Source organism: Streptomyces sp. NPDC004732 (genome assembly GCF_040609235.1).
GTDB lineage: Bacteria > Actinomycetota > Actinomycetes > Streptomycetales > Streptomycetaceae > Streptomyces.
This window is the reverse complement of sequence record NZ_JBEXJR010000020.1, coordinates 69,202-86,580: the sequence shown is the minus strand read 5'-3', so window position 1 is coordinate 86,580 and position 17,379 is coordinate 69,202. Positions and strand designations below refer to the sequence as shown.

Sequence of the window (17,379 nt, the reverse complement as noted above, 5' to 3'; positions counted from 1 at the left end):
TGCCTGGTCAGTGGCGGCCTCACCGCCCCGGATAACGCCCCCTCAGCGCCCGACGCGCAGGCCACAGCGTGCCCGTAGTTGTCGTCGCCGCGACCGTCAGGGCGATCAGTGCCGCCTGGGCGGGGGCCAGGTGGGGCAGGGAGTGGGCCGTCGACAGGGCAAAGGCCAGGAGGGGGAGCGAGGCCACCACCGTGCCGACTGCCAGGCCCGTCAGGGTGGTGGCCGCCGTTTCCAGGGCGAGCATGTGGCGGAGTTGGCGCCGGTCAGCTCCGGCCCTGCGGAGCAGGGACAGTTCGGGGCGGCGGCCGATCGTGATGAGGGCGAGGGTGCTCAGGACGGCGATCGCCGTGAAGGCGCCGATCGCGCCGACCGCCGCCACGGTCACCACCTCTCCCAGCGCCCGGTCCTCCGGGTCGAGCCGCTCGGGGGCGGGGTCCGACTCCAGGCGCGCCCCCGGCGCCGCCGCACGCAGGGCCCGGGGCTCGGCGTCCCCGGCCACCAGGATCCGGTCCGCCCCCGGCGCGGACGTGTGGCGGCGCAGCTCCTCCTGGGAGAACAGGAAGGCACCCAGGGCCAGTTCGCGGTCGTACGTCGCCACCACCCGAAGGCGTGCCTCCACCCCGTCGCCGAACCGCACCGTCACCGTCGAGCCGGGGTGTGCGTCCAGGGAGCGGGCACGGTCCCTGCCGACCGCCACCGTGCCGGGGCGCAGTGCGGTGAGGTCGCCCTCGCGGACGCCCGGGTCCAGGGTCCGGGTCAGGCCCCCGGTGGTCGCCCCGAGCACCGGGAGGCGATCCAGGCGGGGCGAGCCCGTCTCGCGGCGGGCCAGGACCACCGTGCCGCGGGTGATGCCCGTGGCCGCCCGCACCCCCGGGACCGCGTCGATGCGGGACAGGGCGGTGGCGGGCAGGCCGCCGGGCGCGGTCAGGGCGTAGTCCGCGCGCGCCGCCTGCCGTGCCTGGTCGCCCGCCGCGTGCGTCATCGTCGCGCCCGCGGACAGCTGCACCACGATGAACGCCGTGACCAGGATGACCGGGGTGAGCGCCGCCCCGAGCCGGGTCGCCGTCGCCGTGCAGTTGGCCGCCGCGAGGTGGCCGCCCACGCCGCCGAACCTGCGCAGCGGCCCTCCAAGGACCCGCATCGCGCCCTCGGCGATCCACGGGCCGAGCAGCGCGCACCCGATCACCAGGACCACCGCCGCCGCACCGGCCGCCGCGGCCGCCGCCTCCCCGTGCTGGAGCGTCGCGGTACCCGCCGAGCTCACGCCGACGAACAGCAGGACGAGCCCGGTGATCTGACGGGCCTTGCCCGGCGCCTGTTCGCGCAGCGCTTCCGCGGGGCGTACCTTCCCCGTCCGCGCGCAGGCGATCAGCGCGGCGACGCGGGCGATCAGGAGGGTCAGGCCCGCCGTCAGGAGAGGGGCGGGCAGCAGCCAGGGCGGCAGGGGGAGGACGAGCCCCGGGGGCAGGGCGCCCCGCGCGTCGAGCAGGGCGCGCAGGCCCAGGAACGCGGGGACGGCAGCCACCGCTCCCACCAGACCCGCCACCGCGGCGACCCGGCCGACCTCGCGGCCCACCGCGCCCCGCACCTGCCGCGGCGTCGCGCCCACCGCCCGCAACAGGCCCAGCTCGTGCCCGCGTTGCCGCAGCGCCTGCACCACCGTCGACGCCACGACGAGCAGCGCGATCAGCACGACCGTTGCGGTCACGGAGCCCAGCAGCGCCAGCATGCCGGACCTGGCGGGCGCCGCCGCGAGGAACTCGGCGGCGCCGCGCCCGTTCCCCGTCAGGACGCGGAGCCGGGCGCCGTCCCCGTCCGCCCGCCTGCCCACGCTCCTGAGGCCCGCCTCGTCCACCGCGTGCCGCACGCGCGTACGCAGGGCCGCCGTGCTCGTACCGGAATCCGCGAGCACGCCGATCGCGGCCACCGAGCCGGGGCGGCCCGCCAGCCGGTGGGCCCGGTCCGCGGTGAAGTAGGCGGCCGCGCGCGGGCCTTCGGCGATGCCCGTCACCCGGTACGTCGCCTCGGCGCCGGACACGCGGACGGGGACGCGGTCGCCGACGCGGGCCGTTCCCTCGCCGACGACGACTTCGTGGGGGTGCCGGGGAGCACGGCCCTGGAGCAGGCCGTAGGGGGCCAACCGGGCCGCGGGCCAGGGGCGTCCGGTCGCGGGGGTGTTCTTGCCGCCCACCTTGATGCCCAGCTCGAACACCTCGTCCGCGATCACCGCGCGGACGCCGGGGACGTCCCGCAGGGTGCTCAGCGCGGCCCGGGGAACCCTGACGCGCTCGGTGAGTCCCGCCGTCGCCGTCTCGGGGTCGCTGCCCCACGGCTTGGCGGTGAAGCGGGTGTGCTGGTCCCCGGCGACGACGAGGCCCGCGTCCGCGTACCGCTCCACGCGCGCGTGCCCCAGTCCGGCCGACGCCAGCGCCAGGGTGAACGAGCCGAGCAGGAGGGAGGTGAGGGCGAGGGCGGCGAACACGGCGGCCCAGGCCTTGCGGTGCGTCCGGGCGCCGCGCGCGGCGAGCAGCCGGGTCGCCTTGACGGGGGCGGCGCTCATGCCGCCCGCCGGGACAGGTTCCGCATGATGCCGTGCACTTGGGCCGCTCCGGGACGGTCGAGGCGTGTGACGACACGTCCTTCGGCGAGGAACAGCGCCTCGTCGGCCCAGGCCGCCGCGGCCGGGTCGTGGGTCACCATCACGACGCTGTGCCCGTCCCGGTCGACCGCCTGCCGCAGCAGCGCAAGGACGTCCTGTGCGGTGGCCGGGTCGAGGGCGCCGGTCGGCTCGTCGGCGAAGACGACGTCCGGCGAGGCGACCAGGGCGCGGGCGACGGCGACGCGCTGCTGCTGGCCGCCGGACAGCTCCGCGGGCCGGTCGTCCGCACGCCCGTCGAGCCCCACGGCGGCGAGCGCGCACAGCGCCCGGTCGGCGTCGGACGCGTCCGCGGCGCCCGCGAGGAGCAGCGGCAGGGAGACGTTCTCCTGGACGCTCAGGGACGGTACGAGATTGTGCGCCTGGAAGACGAAGCCGACGCGCTCGCGGCGCAGCCGGGTCAGCGCGGCCTCACCGAGCGCGCCGATGTCGACGCCCCCGATGCGCACGGTCCCGGAGGTGGGCCTGTCGAGGCCCGCCGCGCACTGCAGGAGCGTCGACTTGCCGGATCCGGAAGGGCCCATGACGGCCAGGAACCGGCCGCGCGGCACGGCGAGGTCGACGGGTGCGAGGGCGGGGACGCCGCGCCGGTAGGACCTTTCGACCCCGTCGAGCGCGAGCGCGTCGGGCACGGCCGCCGGCTTCCCTGCGGATACTGCTCCGGAACCCCGTCGCCTGAACATCCGTACGCCCTCCCAGTGGTCGCTGCTGCCACTGAGAACGCTAGGAACACCAGGTCGGCGGGGCGAGAGAGCGCACTCCCGACCCGATGGTGGAGCCTGCTACACCCCCTCGGGGGAGCCGTCAGTCGCGCGCCGCCTCCGGATGCAGCCGCACCCAGCCCGCCCAGGCCGACGCGACCATCTCGCGCACGTCGCGCTTCGCGGACCAGCCGAGTTCCGTGGCGATGCGGTCCGCGGCCGCCACCACGCGGGCCGGGTCGCCGGGGCGGCGGGCCGTGACCTCGGCGGGGGTGTCGTGGCCGGTGACCTCGTTGATGAGGTCCGTCATCTCGCGGACCGAAACGCCCTCGCCGCGGCCGATGTTGAGGGTGAGGTCCGTGCCGGGCACCGCGGACGCGAGCCTGCGGGCCGCCGCCACGTGGGCCTCTGCGATGTCGACGACGTGGATGTAGTCGCGTACGCACGTGCCGTCGGGGGTCGGATAGTCCGCGCCGAAGATCCGCGGGGCCCGACCTGCGGTGAGCTTCTCGAAAACCATCGGGACGAGATTGAAGACGCCGGTGTCGACGAGGTCGGCGGAGGCCGCGCCCGCCACGTTGAAGTAGCGCAGGGACGCCGTCGTCAGGCCGTGCGCGCGGCCCACCGCGCGCACCAGCCACTCACCGGCCAGCTTCGTCTCGCCGTACGGGCTCATCGGCAGGCACGGCGTCTCCTCGGTGACGAGGTCGACGTCGGGCATGCCGTACACGGAGGCGGACGAGGAGAAGACGAAGTGGGCCACGGCGTCCGAGTCGGCCGCGGCGTCGAGCAGGACCCGCAGGCCCTCCACGTTCTCGTGGTAGTAGTGCAGCGGCCGCTCCACGGACTCGCCGACCTGCTTCTTGCCCGCCAGGTGCACGATGCCGGTGACGGCGTGCTCCCGGAAGGTGCGGGTGAGCCGGTCGCCGTCGAGGACCGAGCCGACGACCAGCGGCACCCCGTCGGGCACGCGCTCGGCGATGCCGGTGGACAGGTCGTCGTAGACCACGGCCCGCTCGCCCGCCTCCGTCATGGCGCGGACGACGTGCGCCCCGATGTATCCGGCGCCGCCGGTGATCAGCCAGGTCATGGTCGGCTTGTCCTGTCTTGTCGCGAGTGTGATGCGTGAGGTGCAGTGTCGCAGAGCCCCTGTCCGGTCCGTGTCAGCGGCCCGCGATGCCAGGCACGGAGCGCAGCAGCCTGGTCAGGCGCCGCTTCGCGACCCCGGCGACGCCCCGCACACCGGGCGCCAGCCGCACCGAGAGGTTGCCCGCCTGGGTGGCGTACGGCTGGACGAGCAGGACGCCGCGCCGCCTGCTCGGGACCACCGTGCGGCGCAGCAGTCCGGGCCCGGCGACGGCGCGCGCGGTCGTGTCGCGCGCCGTGCCGTCCTCGAACCGGAGCCGCAGGCGGATGTCCCACACGGCGTTGTCCAGCGATCCGAGGTCGAGCAGGACCGTGGCGGCCCAGGTCTCGCCGGGCCGCTCGGTGCCGAACGCCGCCGTCCTGCGCAGACCGGGCTGCCCGCTCTGCCGGTGCACCAGTTCGACGTCGACCGTGGCGGGGCCCGCGTCCGCCACCCGTCCGTACAGCTCGTGCATCCGCAGCGTCAGCCGCGACCCGCCCGCGGCCGGGCGCAGCTCGCCGTCGACCGCGATGGGCAGCAGCCGCACGGGCCGCACGAGCAGGTGCTCCAGGGTGACCTGGGGGAGGTCAGGGGCCCAGACGGGCGTGGCGTCGGCGGCCCTCGGGTACGGCGCCGTGAGCCGGGCCGGGCGCGCCGCGACCTGCTTCAGCCGGGTCAGGTCGCGCGGCTGTTCGGAGGCGAGGATCACGCGGGCGATGACCCGGCCGGGCGCGGGCGCCGCGTCGAGGTCGGCGGTGTCGAACGTCGCCAGGTAGGCGCGGGTGTGGGCCCACCACTCGCGCTGGTACTCCGTGCCGCGCGCGGCGAGTTCCCGGGTGTACATGCGCAGGCTGTGGTCGACGAACTTGGCGCGGGCCGCCCGCGCGAGCTGCTTGCCGCCGGTGCCGAGCGCGTCCCGCAGGATCTCGACGGACTGGCGGTGCGCCTCCGTGCGGGCCTGCCAGTTGGCGATCCCGGAGCGGTCCAGGGAGATCGACAGCTTGGCGGCGGCGCGGCGCACGTGCCAGACGTAGACCGTGTCGGGGACGAGGGCGATGCGCGGTGCGGCGGCCAGCATGCGCGCGGTGAAGACGAAGTCCTCGTAGACGAAGCGGCCTTCGGGGAAGCGGATGCCGTGCTCGCGCAGGAAGTCCGTGCGGTAGAGCTTGTTGACGCAGAGCGTGTCGTGGACGAGGCGGGGGCGGAGCTCGGGGCGGGCGACGAGTTGCGCCTTGCGGTAGATCTCCGGCTGCCAGGGGATCTCGCGGCCCGATGGCAGCTCGCGGCGCACGCAGAGCCCGGCGGCGACCTGCGCGCCGTGCCTGCGGGCGGCGGCGAGCAGCGCGTCGGCCGCGCCGGGCGGCAGCACGTCGTCGCTGTCGAGGAACATCACGTACGGCGCGGTGGCGGCGTCGATCCCGTCGTTGCGGGGCGTGCCGCAGCCGCCGCTGTTGGTCTGTCGGCGCACGACGCGCACGCGCGGGTCGTGCGCCGCGAGCGCGGCCAGGATCTCCGCGCTGTCGTCCGTCGAGCAGTCGTCGACGGCGATCACCTCGTGGACGGCGGGGCCCTGTGCCAGCGCGGAGCGCACGGCGTCCGCGACGTGGGCCGCGTCGTTGTATCCGATCACGACTACGGAGACCACGGAGACGACGGAGACGTCGGAGCCGGACGGGTTCGTGGCAGGGGTGTTCTGGGCACTCGGGTGAGGCAGGATGCGGTCCACAGTGGAAATTTTAGGGGTTGCTGGCAATTATCCGATTAGAGGGGCATTCGTGGGCGTGGACCTGCCCGGATGTGCACCTTTCGGCCCGCCCACCCGCGCGAGCACCTCACCCGTGCGCGGGCTCCAGCCCACCACGACGGCCTCGGACGGTACCCGCTGGTCACGGGTGAGCAGCAGCCACCGCACGTCGTACCGGCGGACGATCGCCGACCGCTCGGCGCGCGTGGAATCGGGGGAGAGGTAGGAGCGCACGGTCGCCAGGCGCCGCTTGCGCACGTCCTCGTCGAGGGAGGGGTCCGGCCAGGCGGGGGCGACGAGGTTGGCGCCGAAGCCGGGCACGGAGTGGGTGGCGTGGTAGCCGTTCGTCAGGACGACGTCGCCCCGGTGCATGTGGCCGACCGCCCATCCGTAGCCCGGCCAGCGCGGCGGCTGGTCGAAGCCGATGGGGTCCAGGGCGCGGGGCACGACGGCGCCCGCCTGGATCTGGAAGAACCCGACGCACGCCCCGAGGGCCGCGGCCCCGGCGAGCGCGCCGCGCCGCCATCCCCAGCCGCGGGGCGCCGCGAGCTCGATGGCCAGCGCGAACTGGAGGGGCACCAGCGTCAGGCCGAGGATGCGGCCGTAGGTGTAGTGCCCGCTGAGCCAGCCGTACGCGACGACCGCGCAGTCCAGGGCGAACATCAGGACCAGGGGGTCCCTGCGGTCCCTGCGGAAGCGCAGCCACAGGGCGGGCAGGCCGATCAGGGCCAGCCAGAAGCGCTGGGGCATCTCCGTGTAGAGCTGGCGGTGGATCCAGTCGACGGACTCGTCCCCGACGAGGGAGAAGACGCTGTAGTACGGCCAGAGCGAGGCGAGGACCGCCGCGGTCACGGCGGTCACCGCCCAGGGCCACGCCCGGAGCCAGGCCCCGCGCCGCACCGGGAGGCCCGACGCGGCGAACGCGACGACACCGATCACCGCCCCCACCGACGAGATGGGGTGGACGAGCAGGATCAGCCCGCACAGGGCGCCGAGTCCCGCGTACGGCCATGGATCGCGCCGCATGCCGCGGGCCAGCGCGCCCGCCCACGCCCAGGCCCAGAACGTCAGGCCGATCGCGAACGTCGACGGGTAGCCGAGGTTCCCCGTCATCGACATCAGGCCCAGATAGCCGCTCCACCACGCCATCCGGGTGCCCCACAGCAGCACCATCGCGAAGAGCGCGAGGACCGGCGCCCACGGGCGGGGCGTCAGGACGCGGACGAAGCGGCCGATGCCGGTGAGCAGGACCAAGAGGTTCAGCGGCCCGGCGAGCTTCACGACCTGCCAGCCCGCGAGACCCGTGGCCTTCGCGAACAGGCCCTGCACGACGGCGTACGGCGAGTAGTACGCGCTGCCGTCGCCCGGCAGGGCCGCCATCGGGTGCCCGGGGTGGAGGAGGTTCTCCTTCAGGCGCTCGACGACGGCCGCGTGCTGGCCGAAGTCGCAGCAGATCGGCACCCGCCAGTAGGCGAGCGACATCACCAGCCAGAACAGCCCGCCGAGGACGAGGTACGGCGAAGGACGGCGGCGCCCGCCGCCGCCCAGCGCCGTCGCGCCATGTGCCGCCCGGCGGGTGAGCAGCGCCCCGCTCACCGCATCAGCCTCTCCGCCACGCGGGCCGCGGCCTGCCCGTCGTCCAGGTCGCAGTAGGCCTCGCGGAACGCCGCGTACGCCTCCGCGTGCCGGGACGTGATCGCGTCCAGGTCGCGCAGCGCCTCGACGACCTCGCCGGTGGAGGCGAGCAGCGGGCCGGGGGCGCGCGTCTCGAAGTCGAGGTAGAAGCCGCGCACGGTGTCGCGGTAGTGCTCCAGGTCGTAGGCGTGGAACAGCATCGGGCGGCCGGTGTGCGCGAAGTCGAACATCAGCGAGGAGTAGTCCGTCACCAGGACGTCGGCGAGCAGCAGGAGTTCGGCGGCCCGCGGGTGCGCCGACACGTCGCGCACGAAGGGTGCGCGGGCGCCCGGCAGCCGCCCTGACGTCAGCGGGTGCTTGCGCACGAGCAGCACGTGGTCGTCGCCGAGCACGGACTCGGCGGCGCGGAAGTCGAGCGCGGGCTCGTAGCGGAACCGGCCGGGGGAGTACGCGAGATGGTCCCGGTAGGTGGGCGCGTAGAGCACGACGCGCTTGTCCGGGGTGATGCCGAGCTCGTCGCGGACCCGCTCGGCGACCTTGTCGCGGTCCTCGGTGAACAGCACGTCGTTGCGCGGCGACCCCGCCTCCAGGACCTCACCCTCGTAGGCGAGGGCACGCCCCAGGTGCGGGGTGGAGAAGCGGTTCGGCGAGATGAGGACGTCCCACTGGCGGGACAGCTTCGGCAGCGCGTCGAGGTGGCCGTGGTCGGCGTAGAGCGTGTCGGTCAGGTCGGTGCCGATGCGCTTGAGCGGGGCGCCGTGCCAGGTCTGGACGACGGTCTGGCCCTCGCGGCGCTCGAAGAAGTCGGGGAGGTGGCCCGCCGTGACGATGCGGCGGCAGCGGGCCAGCGCGTCGTACCAGTCGGCACTGTGCTCCTCGACGCCCTTCGCGCCCGCAGGGACGTGGGTCTGCTGGTCGTGCGTGACCCACAGGTGCTCGACGTCGGTGCCGCGCCGCACCAGCTCCTCGTGGACGGCGCGCGGCGACTCCCCGTCGAAGTACAGGACGGCGTCGGTCAGGGGCAGTTGGCGGCGGCTCGGATAATGGACGGTGCGGAGTCTGTGCCGTCGGTACGCGCCGCGCTCGGACCGGGAGAGCACCGAACCGGCCTCGACGAGCAGCCGGTCGCCGAACCGCCGGTCGACGGTGAACTCCCGCCCCTGGACGGTGTGGTGCAGGGGCAGCGTGGCGGACGCCGCGGCGAGCAGCCGCACGGGCACCCCGTCCTCGGCCCGCCCGGGCACCGCCTCCCCGCCGGGGCCGCCCGGTCTCGCGGCGTCCCGCAGGAACGCGTACCACCGCCCTTCGCGCAGCGCCCCGCCGCCCGGTGCGACCACCGCGCGGAAGCGGTCCCCGTCCCGCTCCGCCGGCACGGTCAGCTCCTCGTCGCGGCCGCTGTGCCGCAGCACCAGCTCGGGCTCGTGCCAGCTGGCCGCGGTCACCGAGCCCGCCACGGTCAGCGTGCCGTCCGCGCCCCAGGCGACGTGGTCGGCGACCGGCTGCCGGGTCAGCTCGACGACCAGCTGCCCCTGGTCGTTGGCGGTGGCGCAGAGTTCGCGGCCCGCGCACGACGCATACCGTCCCGGGGGCAGGTCGAGGGTGGCGGCCAGGGACTTCAGGGTGCCGCCCGGCAGTACGAGGTTGGCCTGCCAGCGGTCGCCGTGCGGGGGCTCGACCTCCTTGGGCGCGAGGTGCGGGGTGGGCGCCACGCCCTCCAGGTCGGCGAGCCGGACGCGGACCTCGAAGCGGTCGCCGGTGAGCCGTGCGGGGTAGTCGAAGTCCGTCCTGGTGGCCGCGTGGGTGAGGCGCAGGGCGGTGGGCCGCAGTCGGCCCGGCAGGGAGCCCGCGAGGACGATGTCGTCACCGTCGCGCCGGTGGGTGTCCACGCGCGCCGCGTACTCCTGGATCCGCAGCACGAGGCGGCCCTTGCTGAAGCCGAGGACGAGCCGGAGCCCGTCGCCGAGCTCGCGCACCACGGACTGCGCGGAGGCTCCCTCCACGGCCCGCACCGCGGTCCTGCGGACCGTGCCGTGGCCCGCGACGACCATGCCGAACAGCCAGTTGCCGGGCTGCCAGCGCCCGCCGGTCTTCAGCTGCTCGGGGTCGACCGTCATCTCGAAGCCGGACAGGTCGTAGCAGTGCAGCCGCTGCCGGGACTTCTCGGTGGCCTGCGGCGCGGCGACCGTCCGCGTCGGCACGCGGCGGAACTTCCCCTTGCTGCGGACCGACTTGAGGAGTCCGGCCTTCACGGAGTGCCCGGGCCGGGTCGCCTCCAGGTTGCGCACGTACGCGTATCCGCTGATCCGCAGCTTCCCTTCGGCGTCCCACCTGGCCTGGCTCACCCGGGCCACCGCGGGCAGTTCGCCCCGGCCGATCCGGGCGACCTTCTCGGGGACGGCGCCCACCCCGGGGTAGGCGGCGCGGCGGCGCACCTTCCCGCGCACGTGGAAGGCCGAGCCGTTGGCCCGCTCGAAGGCGAGGAGTTCGATCAGTTCCGCGGTGCGCGACTCGCGGACGAGCTGCCACTTGACGCGCAGGTCGACGGGGAGCTCCGCGAGCACGGCCGGGTCGGCGCGGCGCAGGAACGCGGCCGTGCCGGTGAGGAACGCGGTGCGGTACTCGGGGCCGCCCATCGGCAGCCCTTCCAGGAAGTACACGAAGTCGTCGCGCAGGCAGGACGCGTCGTACGTCTTCTTCATGTCCGGCGCGTGCTCGGCGAGGAAGCCGGAGACGTGGGCGCAGGCCGCGATCCGGTCGCGCACGCCCTTGACGTCGGTGCGGCGCCGGGTGATCGATCCCTCGCGGACCCGCCAGTAGTAGACGTGGTCGCTGAGCACGTCCACGGATCCGGCGAGGAAGTGCGCCGGGATCATCACGGGGGTGTCCTCGTAGAGCTTGCCCTCGGGGAAGGTGAAGCGGTGCCGGTCCCAGAAGGAGCGGCGGAACACCTTGTTCCAGGCCACCCGGTCGGAGAGCAGGTCCAGGTCGCGCCCGATGTGGGTGCGGGTGCGCGGTTCGGTCAGCCACTTGTACTGCCAGGCCTGGGAGCGGCCGCGTTCGTTGAGCCGCCAGACGTTGCCGCTCGCGAAGTCGGAGCCGGTGGCGTCCAGACTCGCGATCATCCGTCCGTACGCGTCGTGGGGCACGACGTCGTCGCTGTCCACGAAGGTCAGGAACTCAGCGGTGGGAGACGCCTTGCGCACACCGGTGTTGCGGGCGGCGCTCAGTCCGGCGTTGCGCTGGCGGACGTAGACGAAGCGGGGGTCCTTGGCGGCGAACTCGCGGGCGATGCGGGGGCTGGCGTCCGTCGAGCCGTCGTCGACGAGGACGCACTCCAGGCCGCCGCGCGCCTCCGGGCCGCCCAGCAGGCCCGGGCCGGGGCCGTTCATGGTCTGCCCGGCGATCGACTCCAGGCACTCCTCCAGAAACTCCTCGACGTTGTAGATGGGTACGACGACGCTGAGACGGGGCTGCACGCGAACCGGCCTTTCGTGGGGATAACGGCATATTCATCCCCTTTGCCCGTTCTCCGCTCCCGTTCGTCAATTACCTTGCCCCCGACCACCCCAACGAGTGACGTTCGGTCTTCGACAGGCGGTGTCCGGCTGACTACGGTCGGTGTCCATGACGCGCTTCTCGGTTGTCGTCCCCGTCCACCGCGTCCAGGGCTACCTGCGTGCATGCCTGGACTCGGTGCTCACCCAGTCCTTCGGCGACCTCGAACTGATCGTCGTCGACGACGCGTCCCCCGACGCCTGCGCCGCGATCGCCGCGGAGTATGCGGAGCGCGACCCGCGCGCGCAACTCGTCCGCCTCCCCGCCCAGGCAGGTCCTGGCCCCGCCCGCAACATCGGCGCCGACCGTGCCACCGGCGACCACCTCCTCTTCCTCGACGGCGACGACCTGCTCCTGCCCGGCGCCCTGGAGGCCGTCGACGCCGCGCTCACGGCGGCGGGCGGCCCGGACGTTGTTCTCTGCGCGCACGACCGCGTCGACTGGTGGGAGAACGTCCGTCCCGGCGGCGACGACCTCACCGGCGACCCCCTCGCCGCCACCCCCGCCGCCTGGAACCGTGTCTTCCGGCGCGGCTTCTGGCACGAGCAGCGGCTCGCCTTCTCCTCCGGTGCGTACGAGGACGTGGTGCCCGTCCGCACCGCGACCCTGCGTGCGGGCGAGCGCACCGCCGTCCTCGACCGGCCCTGCGTGCGCTGGCGCGAGCGGCGCGCTGGCAGCTTCGCCAAGACGCCGGGCAGGGCGCACTTCGCCCTGATCGGACGGTACGAGCAACTCCTCGCCGCCGCGGGCCCCGAGGAGCGCGCCCGGCTCCTGCCGCACGCCGCCACCCACCTGCTCGCCGTCCTCGACGACCCCGGGCGGATCAGGCAGGGCGACCGGCGTGACTTCTTCCGCGAGGCCGCCCGGCTCCACCAGCAGTACGCGCCCGGCGGCACCACACCCGCCACCCCCGAGGGAAAGGCCCTGGCCACCGCCTCGTTCGCCGCCTACGAAGGGCTGCGCAAGGCGGAGACCCGGCGGCTGCGCCTCACCCGGCAGCTGAAGCGGCAGAAGAAGAAGCTGCGGGCCCGCGCCATGCGCGCCGCCTACCGCGCCGACCTGCGCCGCCCCCTCGACCCGCACCTCGCCGTCTACGGCGCCTACTGGAACCGCGGCGTCTCCTGCAACCCGGCCGCCATCCACGCCAAGGCCCGCGAACTCGCCCCGCACGTCAAGGGCGTGTGGGTCGTCTCCAGCCGCAACAAGCACCGGGTGCCGCCCGGCGTCGACCACGTCATCGAGGGCTCCCGGCGCTACTGGCAGGTGATGGCCACGGCCACCTACCTCGTCAACAACTCCAGCTTCCCCGGCGGCTTCACCAAGCGCCCCGGCCAGGTCTACCTCCAGACCCACCACGGCACCCCGCTCAAGACGATGGGCCTCGACCAGCGCCGCTACCCGGCGGGCACGCACGGCATCAGCTTCCAGAAGGTCCTCGACCACACCGACCAGTGGGACTTCAGCCTCTCCGCCAACCCGCACTCCACCGAGATCTGGGAGCGCGTCTACCCCTCCGTGGCCTACCAGGCCCTGGAGGCGGGCTACCCGCGCAACGACGTGTACTTCACCGCGGGCGAGGAGGAAGTGGCGCGCGTCCGGGCGCAGTTGGGCGTGGCCGACGGGCGGACCGTGCTGCTGTACGCGCCCACCCACCGCGACTACCAGAAGGGCTTCCTGCCCCGCCTGGACCTGCGGCGCTTCGCCGACGCGCTCGGCCCTTCGTACGTCGTGCTCGTGCGCGCCCACTACTTCTACGGCGGCGACGCGGGCCTGGAGAGCCACCCGCAGCTCGTCGACGTCACCGGGCACGCGCGCGTGGAGGAGCTCTGCCTGGCCGCCGACGCCCTTGTCACGGACTACTCGTCACTGATGTTCGACTACGCCTGCCTCGACCGCCCGATCGTGACGTACGCCCCCGACTGGCAGGCCTACCGCCTCGCCCGCGGCACCTACTTCGACCTGCTCTCCGGACGCCCCGGCGAGACCCCGGGCGCCGTGGCCACCACCGAGGACGGGCTCGCCGCGCTGTTCGGTGACGGCGGCTGGGACACGCCGGAGACGACGGCGCTGAGGGCGGCGTTCCGGCGGCGCTTCTGCCCCTACGACGACGGCAGGGCCGCCGAACGCGTGGTCCGGCGGCTCTTCCTGTCCGGCGATCAGGCGCCGTCGCGCACCTCGTAGGGCGAGCGCACCGGGAAGTACGCCGTCAGGAACGACCGGATGGCGAGCGCCATCTCCTCGTCCGCCACACCGCCGCCGGGCGACTCCCCGATGCAGAACGCGGTCCTGTCGCGGTTCTGCAGCAGCCGCCCGAGCCGCGCGTGGTCGGCGGGGTCGCCGATGTCCACGAAGTCGTACGAGATCCCGGCGGGCACGGCACGCCCGGTGAGGTACGCGTAGTGCTGGTGCAGCGAGGAGACCAGGGCGAAGTCGCCGCGGGAGCGGACGCGGCTGCGGGCCGTGGCCGCCGTCTCCTCGGGGAAGCGCTCGGTGATCTCCTTCAGGATGCTGCGGCGCAGCGCGTACGGCACGTGGAAGAACGAGTGCGTCGTCGTCCTGCCGAACGCGCGGCGCAGCAGCTCGCGGTTGTTCTTCGCCGCCGCCAGATAGCCCTCGTCGCCGGGGCCGACCGGCAGCGCGGGCACGGACGCCGACGACCAGAAGAAGCGGGCGAGGCCGTTGCTGAGGAAGAAGGTGTCCGGGGTGGTGGGGCGGCCCAGGAACATGTCGTCGTTGAAGTAGAGGAAGTGCTCCGACAGGCCCTCGATGCGGTGCAGTTGGGATTCGATGGAGTGCGAGTTGAAGGTCGGCAGGCACGCGTCGGGATCGGCGAACAGGTCGCGGTGGTCGACGACCGTCACGCCCGGGTGGTCCCGGTCGAGCCAGGGCGGGGTCTGGCCCGCAGTGACGAGGTACACGTGCCGGATCCACGGCGCGTACATCGCCAGGGAGCGCAGGCTGAAGCGGAGCTCGTCGCGGTTGCGGAACCGCACCGCGCCGCCGTCGGCCGACGTGTCGTCGCCGCCGCCGAGCGTCGCGTCACGGCTGGCGCGCCACTCGGGGTCGGAGTCGTCGACCCAGGTGTAGACGGCGTCGATGGGGAAGTCGACGTCCTTGATGAGGAGTTGGGTGAACACGTCGAGGGTCGGATACGCGCGTCCGGCCACGTCCAGGGTCGTCGTGGCGGTCAGTGAGGGGAGCTCGGCGCCCGCGAGCGTCGCCCCGAAGGGCGCCCGGAAGTCGCCCTCGGGCGTCCGCGGCCAGAACCCCACCGTGCAGGCCAGGCCCGCGCCGTGCCGCAGCGAAAGCGTGGTCGTGGTGACCGGTTTGAAGACCTTCACGCCCGCAAGGTCGCCGATGCCGTCGAGGCGTTCGGCAAGGACCGTGCCGGGCGCCGCGTCGCGCGGGTTGACCAGCTCGGCGTAGACGGGCTGCCCGCGCAGCGCCCCGGCGAGCGCCTTCAGCGCGCGGCCGCGGTCGTCGTCGGCGACGGCCACGGTGTGGGCGGTGCCGTGCGGGGTGCGCACGACGACGTAGGGGACGTCCTGCGACTCCAGTGCGTCCGCGACGAGTTGTAGGTTCCACTCGGTCATCCGCGGGGCGAGGACGTCGTCGCGCCGCTCGGCGAGGCGGCCCACCGAGCGGATGACGCGGCCCGATCCGTCCGCCGCGAGGATCTCCTCCTCGCGGGCGTGCTCGTCGGCGGCGGCCGCCGCGTCGAAGGTGTGCGGGGCGGTGGGCCGGAAGCCGCTGCCGCCGGACGCGACGCCGAGCGCCACCCGGTCCGCGCGCCCGCGCAGCCGCTCAGGACGGTCCCGCCCCGCGACGAGCCGCGTGTACAGCTCCTCCCAGCGCGCGGTCACGTCCGCAGCGGAGAAGCGGGCGTGGACCCCTTCCCGCGCGGCCGCGGCATAGCGGCGCCGCATCTCGTCGTCAGCCATCAACTCGGCCATCGCGAACGCGAGTTCCTCGACCTCGCCCGGCGGTACGAGCAGCCCGTCGACGCGGTGCCGCACGATCTCCGCGGGCCCGGTCAGCACGTCGTACGCCACGACAGGCACCCCCGCGGCGAGCGCTTCGAGGAGCACCAGCGGGAACGCCTCGTTGTGTCCCGCGGTCATCAGGCTGAGCCCGGCCTTGGCCCACTCGGCGGCCATGTCCTGGCAGGGGCCGAGGAGTTCCACCCGGTCGTGCAGGCCGAACCCGTCGACGAGGCGGCGCAGCTGCCGTTCGCGGTGGCCGCTGCCGAAGATCCGCAGCGTCCACTCCGGGTGCGCGTCGGCGACCTGCGCGAAGGCCCTGATGGCGTGGTCCACGCGCTTCTCGCCGGTCAGCCTGGCCGCCATCACGATGACCTTGCTCTCGCCGTCCGCGCGCGGCCGGAAGCCGTCGGGCACGGCGTTCGGGATGACGGCGAGCTCGGGGGCGGTGGCGCCGAGGGACTCCGCGAGCCAGTCGCGGGTGCGGCCGGTGAGCGCGACGAGGGCGTCCAGGCGCGGCGCGTGCAGCAGCAGCGGTTCGCCGGACGGGCCGCGCCGCTGGGTGGGGCGGTGCTCCTGGTGGACGGTGACGACCCGCGCGGGCGCCAGCGCCACGGCGGCGGCCAGCAGCGCGGGCGTCGTGGTGACCAGCACGTCGGTGTCGAGCGAGCCGAGCGCGGCGGTCATCTCGACGTCCGAGAGCCGGTCGAAGGCGTCCTCCCAGGCGGGCCTGATCAGCTCACTGGGCAGCGCGGCAAGCGTCCGGCAGGCGGCGTCGTCAAGCTCCGATTCCCGCACCGGGCGTTCGGGCGTGCCGGTGCGGTCCACGAGGTGGCGCACGGGCAGCTCGCGCGCCTCGGCGAAGAACGGCTCGGCGCGGGTCCGGAAGACGGAGACGACCTCGACCTCGATGCCGGGACGCTCGGCGAGGTGCCGCGCCTGGGTGTACGTGGCGAGCTCGGTGCCGCCCATCTCGTCGCCCCAGCCGAGCAGATACGTGATCTTCATGAGCTCTCCTCCGCGGAGTCCCGTGCGGCTTCGGTGATGTCCCAGCACGTCACCGCGAACGCGCCGGAGCTGGTGAAGTGGGCGTGCGCCCGGACGAGCGCGCCGCCGGGCAGCGCGTGGACGCGGAAGGGGGTGGGGTAGGCGGCGGCGGGGTCCCGCACGTCGGTCAGCCACCGTCCGACCGGGAGCGGCCCCACCCGGAAGTCCCACACCCACTGCCCGGCCCCCGCCCCGGCCATCGCACCGAGCGGCACCCGCAGCGTGAACGCCTCGCCGCGCCAGTCCACTTCGGCGGGCACCACGACCCCGTCCCGCCGCCGCACGGCCTCGGCCCCGCCGGGCAGACCCCCCGCGACGAGCCTGCCGTGCACCGTGATGCCGTCCCCCGACGGCACGAACCGCACCAGCTCCGCGCGCGGCCGCGACCGCGTCGCCTGGAGCACCGCCCGCCCGCTGCGGGCCCGCACGACCCGGACGAGGGTGCCGGTCAGCGGGTCGGGGGCGTGCGGGGCGGTCGGTGTCGCGGGCGGTGCGCCGCTGTCGGCGGGCGCGAGCCCGTACCGCCGTACGCGGCCGTCGGCGTCCCGCGTCTCGACGGTGAGCCGCCACACGCCGTCCCGCATCCCGCGCAGGGTCGCGGTGGCGGTCAGGAGAGGGGCGGCGCCGGTGTGCGGTTCGTGCACGAGGGGGACGGCGAGCCTGCGGTGGCCGCGGGTGATGAGCAGCCGGGCGTCGCCGGTCCCCTGGGGGGCGGCGACCGCGAGGTTGAGGGTGCGGCTGTCGCGGAGCGAGAGGTGGACGGGGGCCAGGAGCGGCCGGACCCGCCCGGCGCCGCCGCGTACCCGGCCCGCGGCGGTCCGCTCCAGACGGAAGCGTGTGCTTCGCGCGGTGCCGATCAGCCGCCGGGCGAGGGGTGGCGGGGCGAACCGCTGGGCGAGATGGTCCATTTCTCTACTTTGTAGGAACTTGCCCGA

The 17,379-nt window shown here is 74.5% G+C and carries 9 protein-coding genes; 1 reads left to right on the top strand and 8 read right to left on the bottom strand.

What is annotated here, in order from left to right; genetic code table 11:
• Nucleotides 1-19 precede the first annotated feature (19 nt).
• The 6 genes from ABZV77_RS39020 to ABZV77_RS38995 form a co-directional block, all read right to left on the bottom strand.
• A complete protein-coding gene (locus tag ABZV77_RS39020) occupies nt 20-2,560 on the bottom strand; it encodes an ABC transporter permease (RefSeq protein WP_356267496.1) in 2,541 nt (846 codons plus the stop codon).
• A complete protein-coding gene (locus ABZV77_RS39015) occupies nt 2,557-3,339 on the bottom strand; it encodes an ABC transporter ATP-binding protein (RefSeq protein ID WP_356267495.1) in 783 nt (260 codons plus the stop codon). The genes ABZV77_RS39020 and ABZV77_RS39015 overlap by 4 nt, the downstream gene beginning before the upstream one ends.
• Before the next feature lie 121 nt (nt 3,340-3,460).
• Entirely contained in the window at nt 3,461-4,447 is a 987-nt protein-coding gene (galE, locus tag ABZV77_RS39010) for a UDP-glucose 4-epimerase GalE (protein ID WP_356267494.1), read from the bottom strand.
• Between the two features lie 73 nt (nt 4,448-4,520).
• Nucleotides 4,521-6,128, bottom strand: coding sequence for a glycosyltransferase family A protein (locus ABZV77_RS39005; RefSeq protein ID WP_356267576.1), 1,608 nt, complete (start codon nt 6,126-6,128; stop codon nt 4,521-4,523).
• 108 nt (nt 6,129-6,236) lie between these two features.
• Entirely contained in the window at nt 6,237-7,823 is a 1,587-nt protein-coding gene (locus ABZV77_RS39000) for a hypothetical protein (protein ID WP_356267492.1), read from the bottom strand.
• On the bottom strand, nt 7,820-11,338 hold the full coding sequence (locus ABZV77_RS38995; RefSeq protein WP_356267490.1) for a CDP-glycerol glycerophosphotransferase family protein: 3,519 nt from the start codon (nt 11,336-11,338) through the stop codon (nt 7,820-7,822). Before ABZV77_RS38995 ends, ABZV77_RS39000 begins: the two co-directional genes overlap by 4 nt.
• A gap of 148 nt (nt 11,339-11,486) precedes the next feature.
• Between ABZV77_RS38995 and ABZV77_RS38990 the strand changes: the two genes are divergently transcribed.
• Entirely contained in the window at nt 11,487-13,598 is a 2,112-nt protein-coding gene (locus ABZV77_RS38990; RefSeq protein ID WP_356267489.1) for a CDP-glycerol:glycerophosphate glycerophosphotransferase, read from the top strand.
• Here ABZV77_RS38990 and ABZV77_RS38985 read toward each other — a convergent pair.
• Nucleotides 13,574-16,405 carry a stealth conserved region 3 domain-containing protein gene (locus ABZV77_RS38985; protein WP_356267487.1) on the bottom strand — a complete coding sequence of 944 codons (2,832 nt, stop codon included), beginning with the start codon at nt 16,403-16,405 and terminating at the stop codon, nt 13,574-13,576. The two genes, ABZV77_RS38990 and ABZV77_RS38985, sit on opposite strands and share 25 nt — an antisense overlap.
• On the bottom strand, nt 16,402-17,352 hold the full coding sequence (locus tag ABZV77_RS38980) for a hypothetical protein (RefSeq protein WP_356267485.1): 951 nt from the start codon (nt 17,350-17,352) through the stop codon (nt 16,402-16,404). Before ABZV77_RS38980 ends, ABZV77_RS38985 begins: the two co-directional genes overlap by 4 nt.
• Nucleotides 17,353-17,379: the final 27 nt, after the last annotated feature.

What these genes read in the sequence shown, in the direction of transcription:
- ABZV77_RS39020 (WP_356267496.1), bottom strand. Translation starts at nt 2,560, where the DNA reads ATGAGCGCCGCCCCCGTCAAGGCGACCCGGCTGCTCGCCGCGCGCGGC.
- ABZV77_RS39015 (WP_356267495.1), bottom strand. Translation starts at nt 3,339, where the DNA reads ATGTTCAGGCGACGGGGTTCCGGAGCAGTATCCGCAGGGAAGCCGGCG.
- galE (WP_356267494.1), bottom strand. Translation starts at nt 4,447, where the DNA reads ATGACCTGGCTGATCACCGGCGGCGCCGGATACATCGGGGCGCACGTC.
- ABZV77_RS38990 (WP_356267489.1), top strand. Translation starts at nt 11,487, where the DNA reads ATGACGCGCTTCTCGGTTGTCGTCCCCGTCCACCGCGTCCAGGGCTAC.
- ABZV77_RS38985 (WP_356267487.1), bottom strand. Translation starts at nt 16,405, where the DNA reads ATGAAGATCACGTATCTGCTCGGCTGGGGCGACGAGATGGGCGGCACC.
- ABZV77_RS38980 (WP_356267485.1), bottom strand. Translation starts at nt 17,352, where the DNA reads ATGGACCATCTCGCCCAGCGGTTCGCCCCGCCACCCCTCGCCCGGCGG.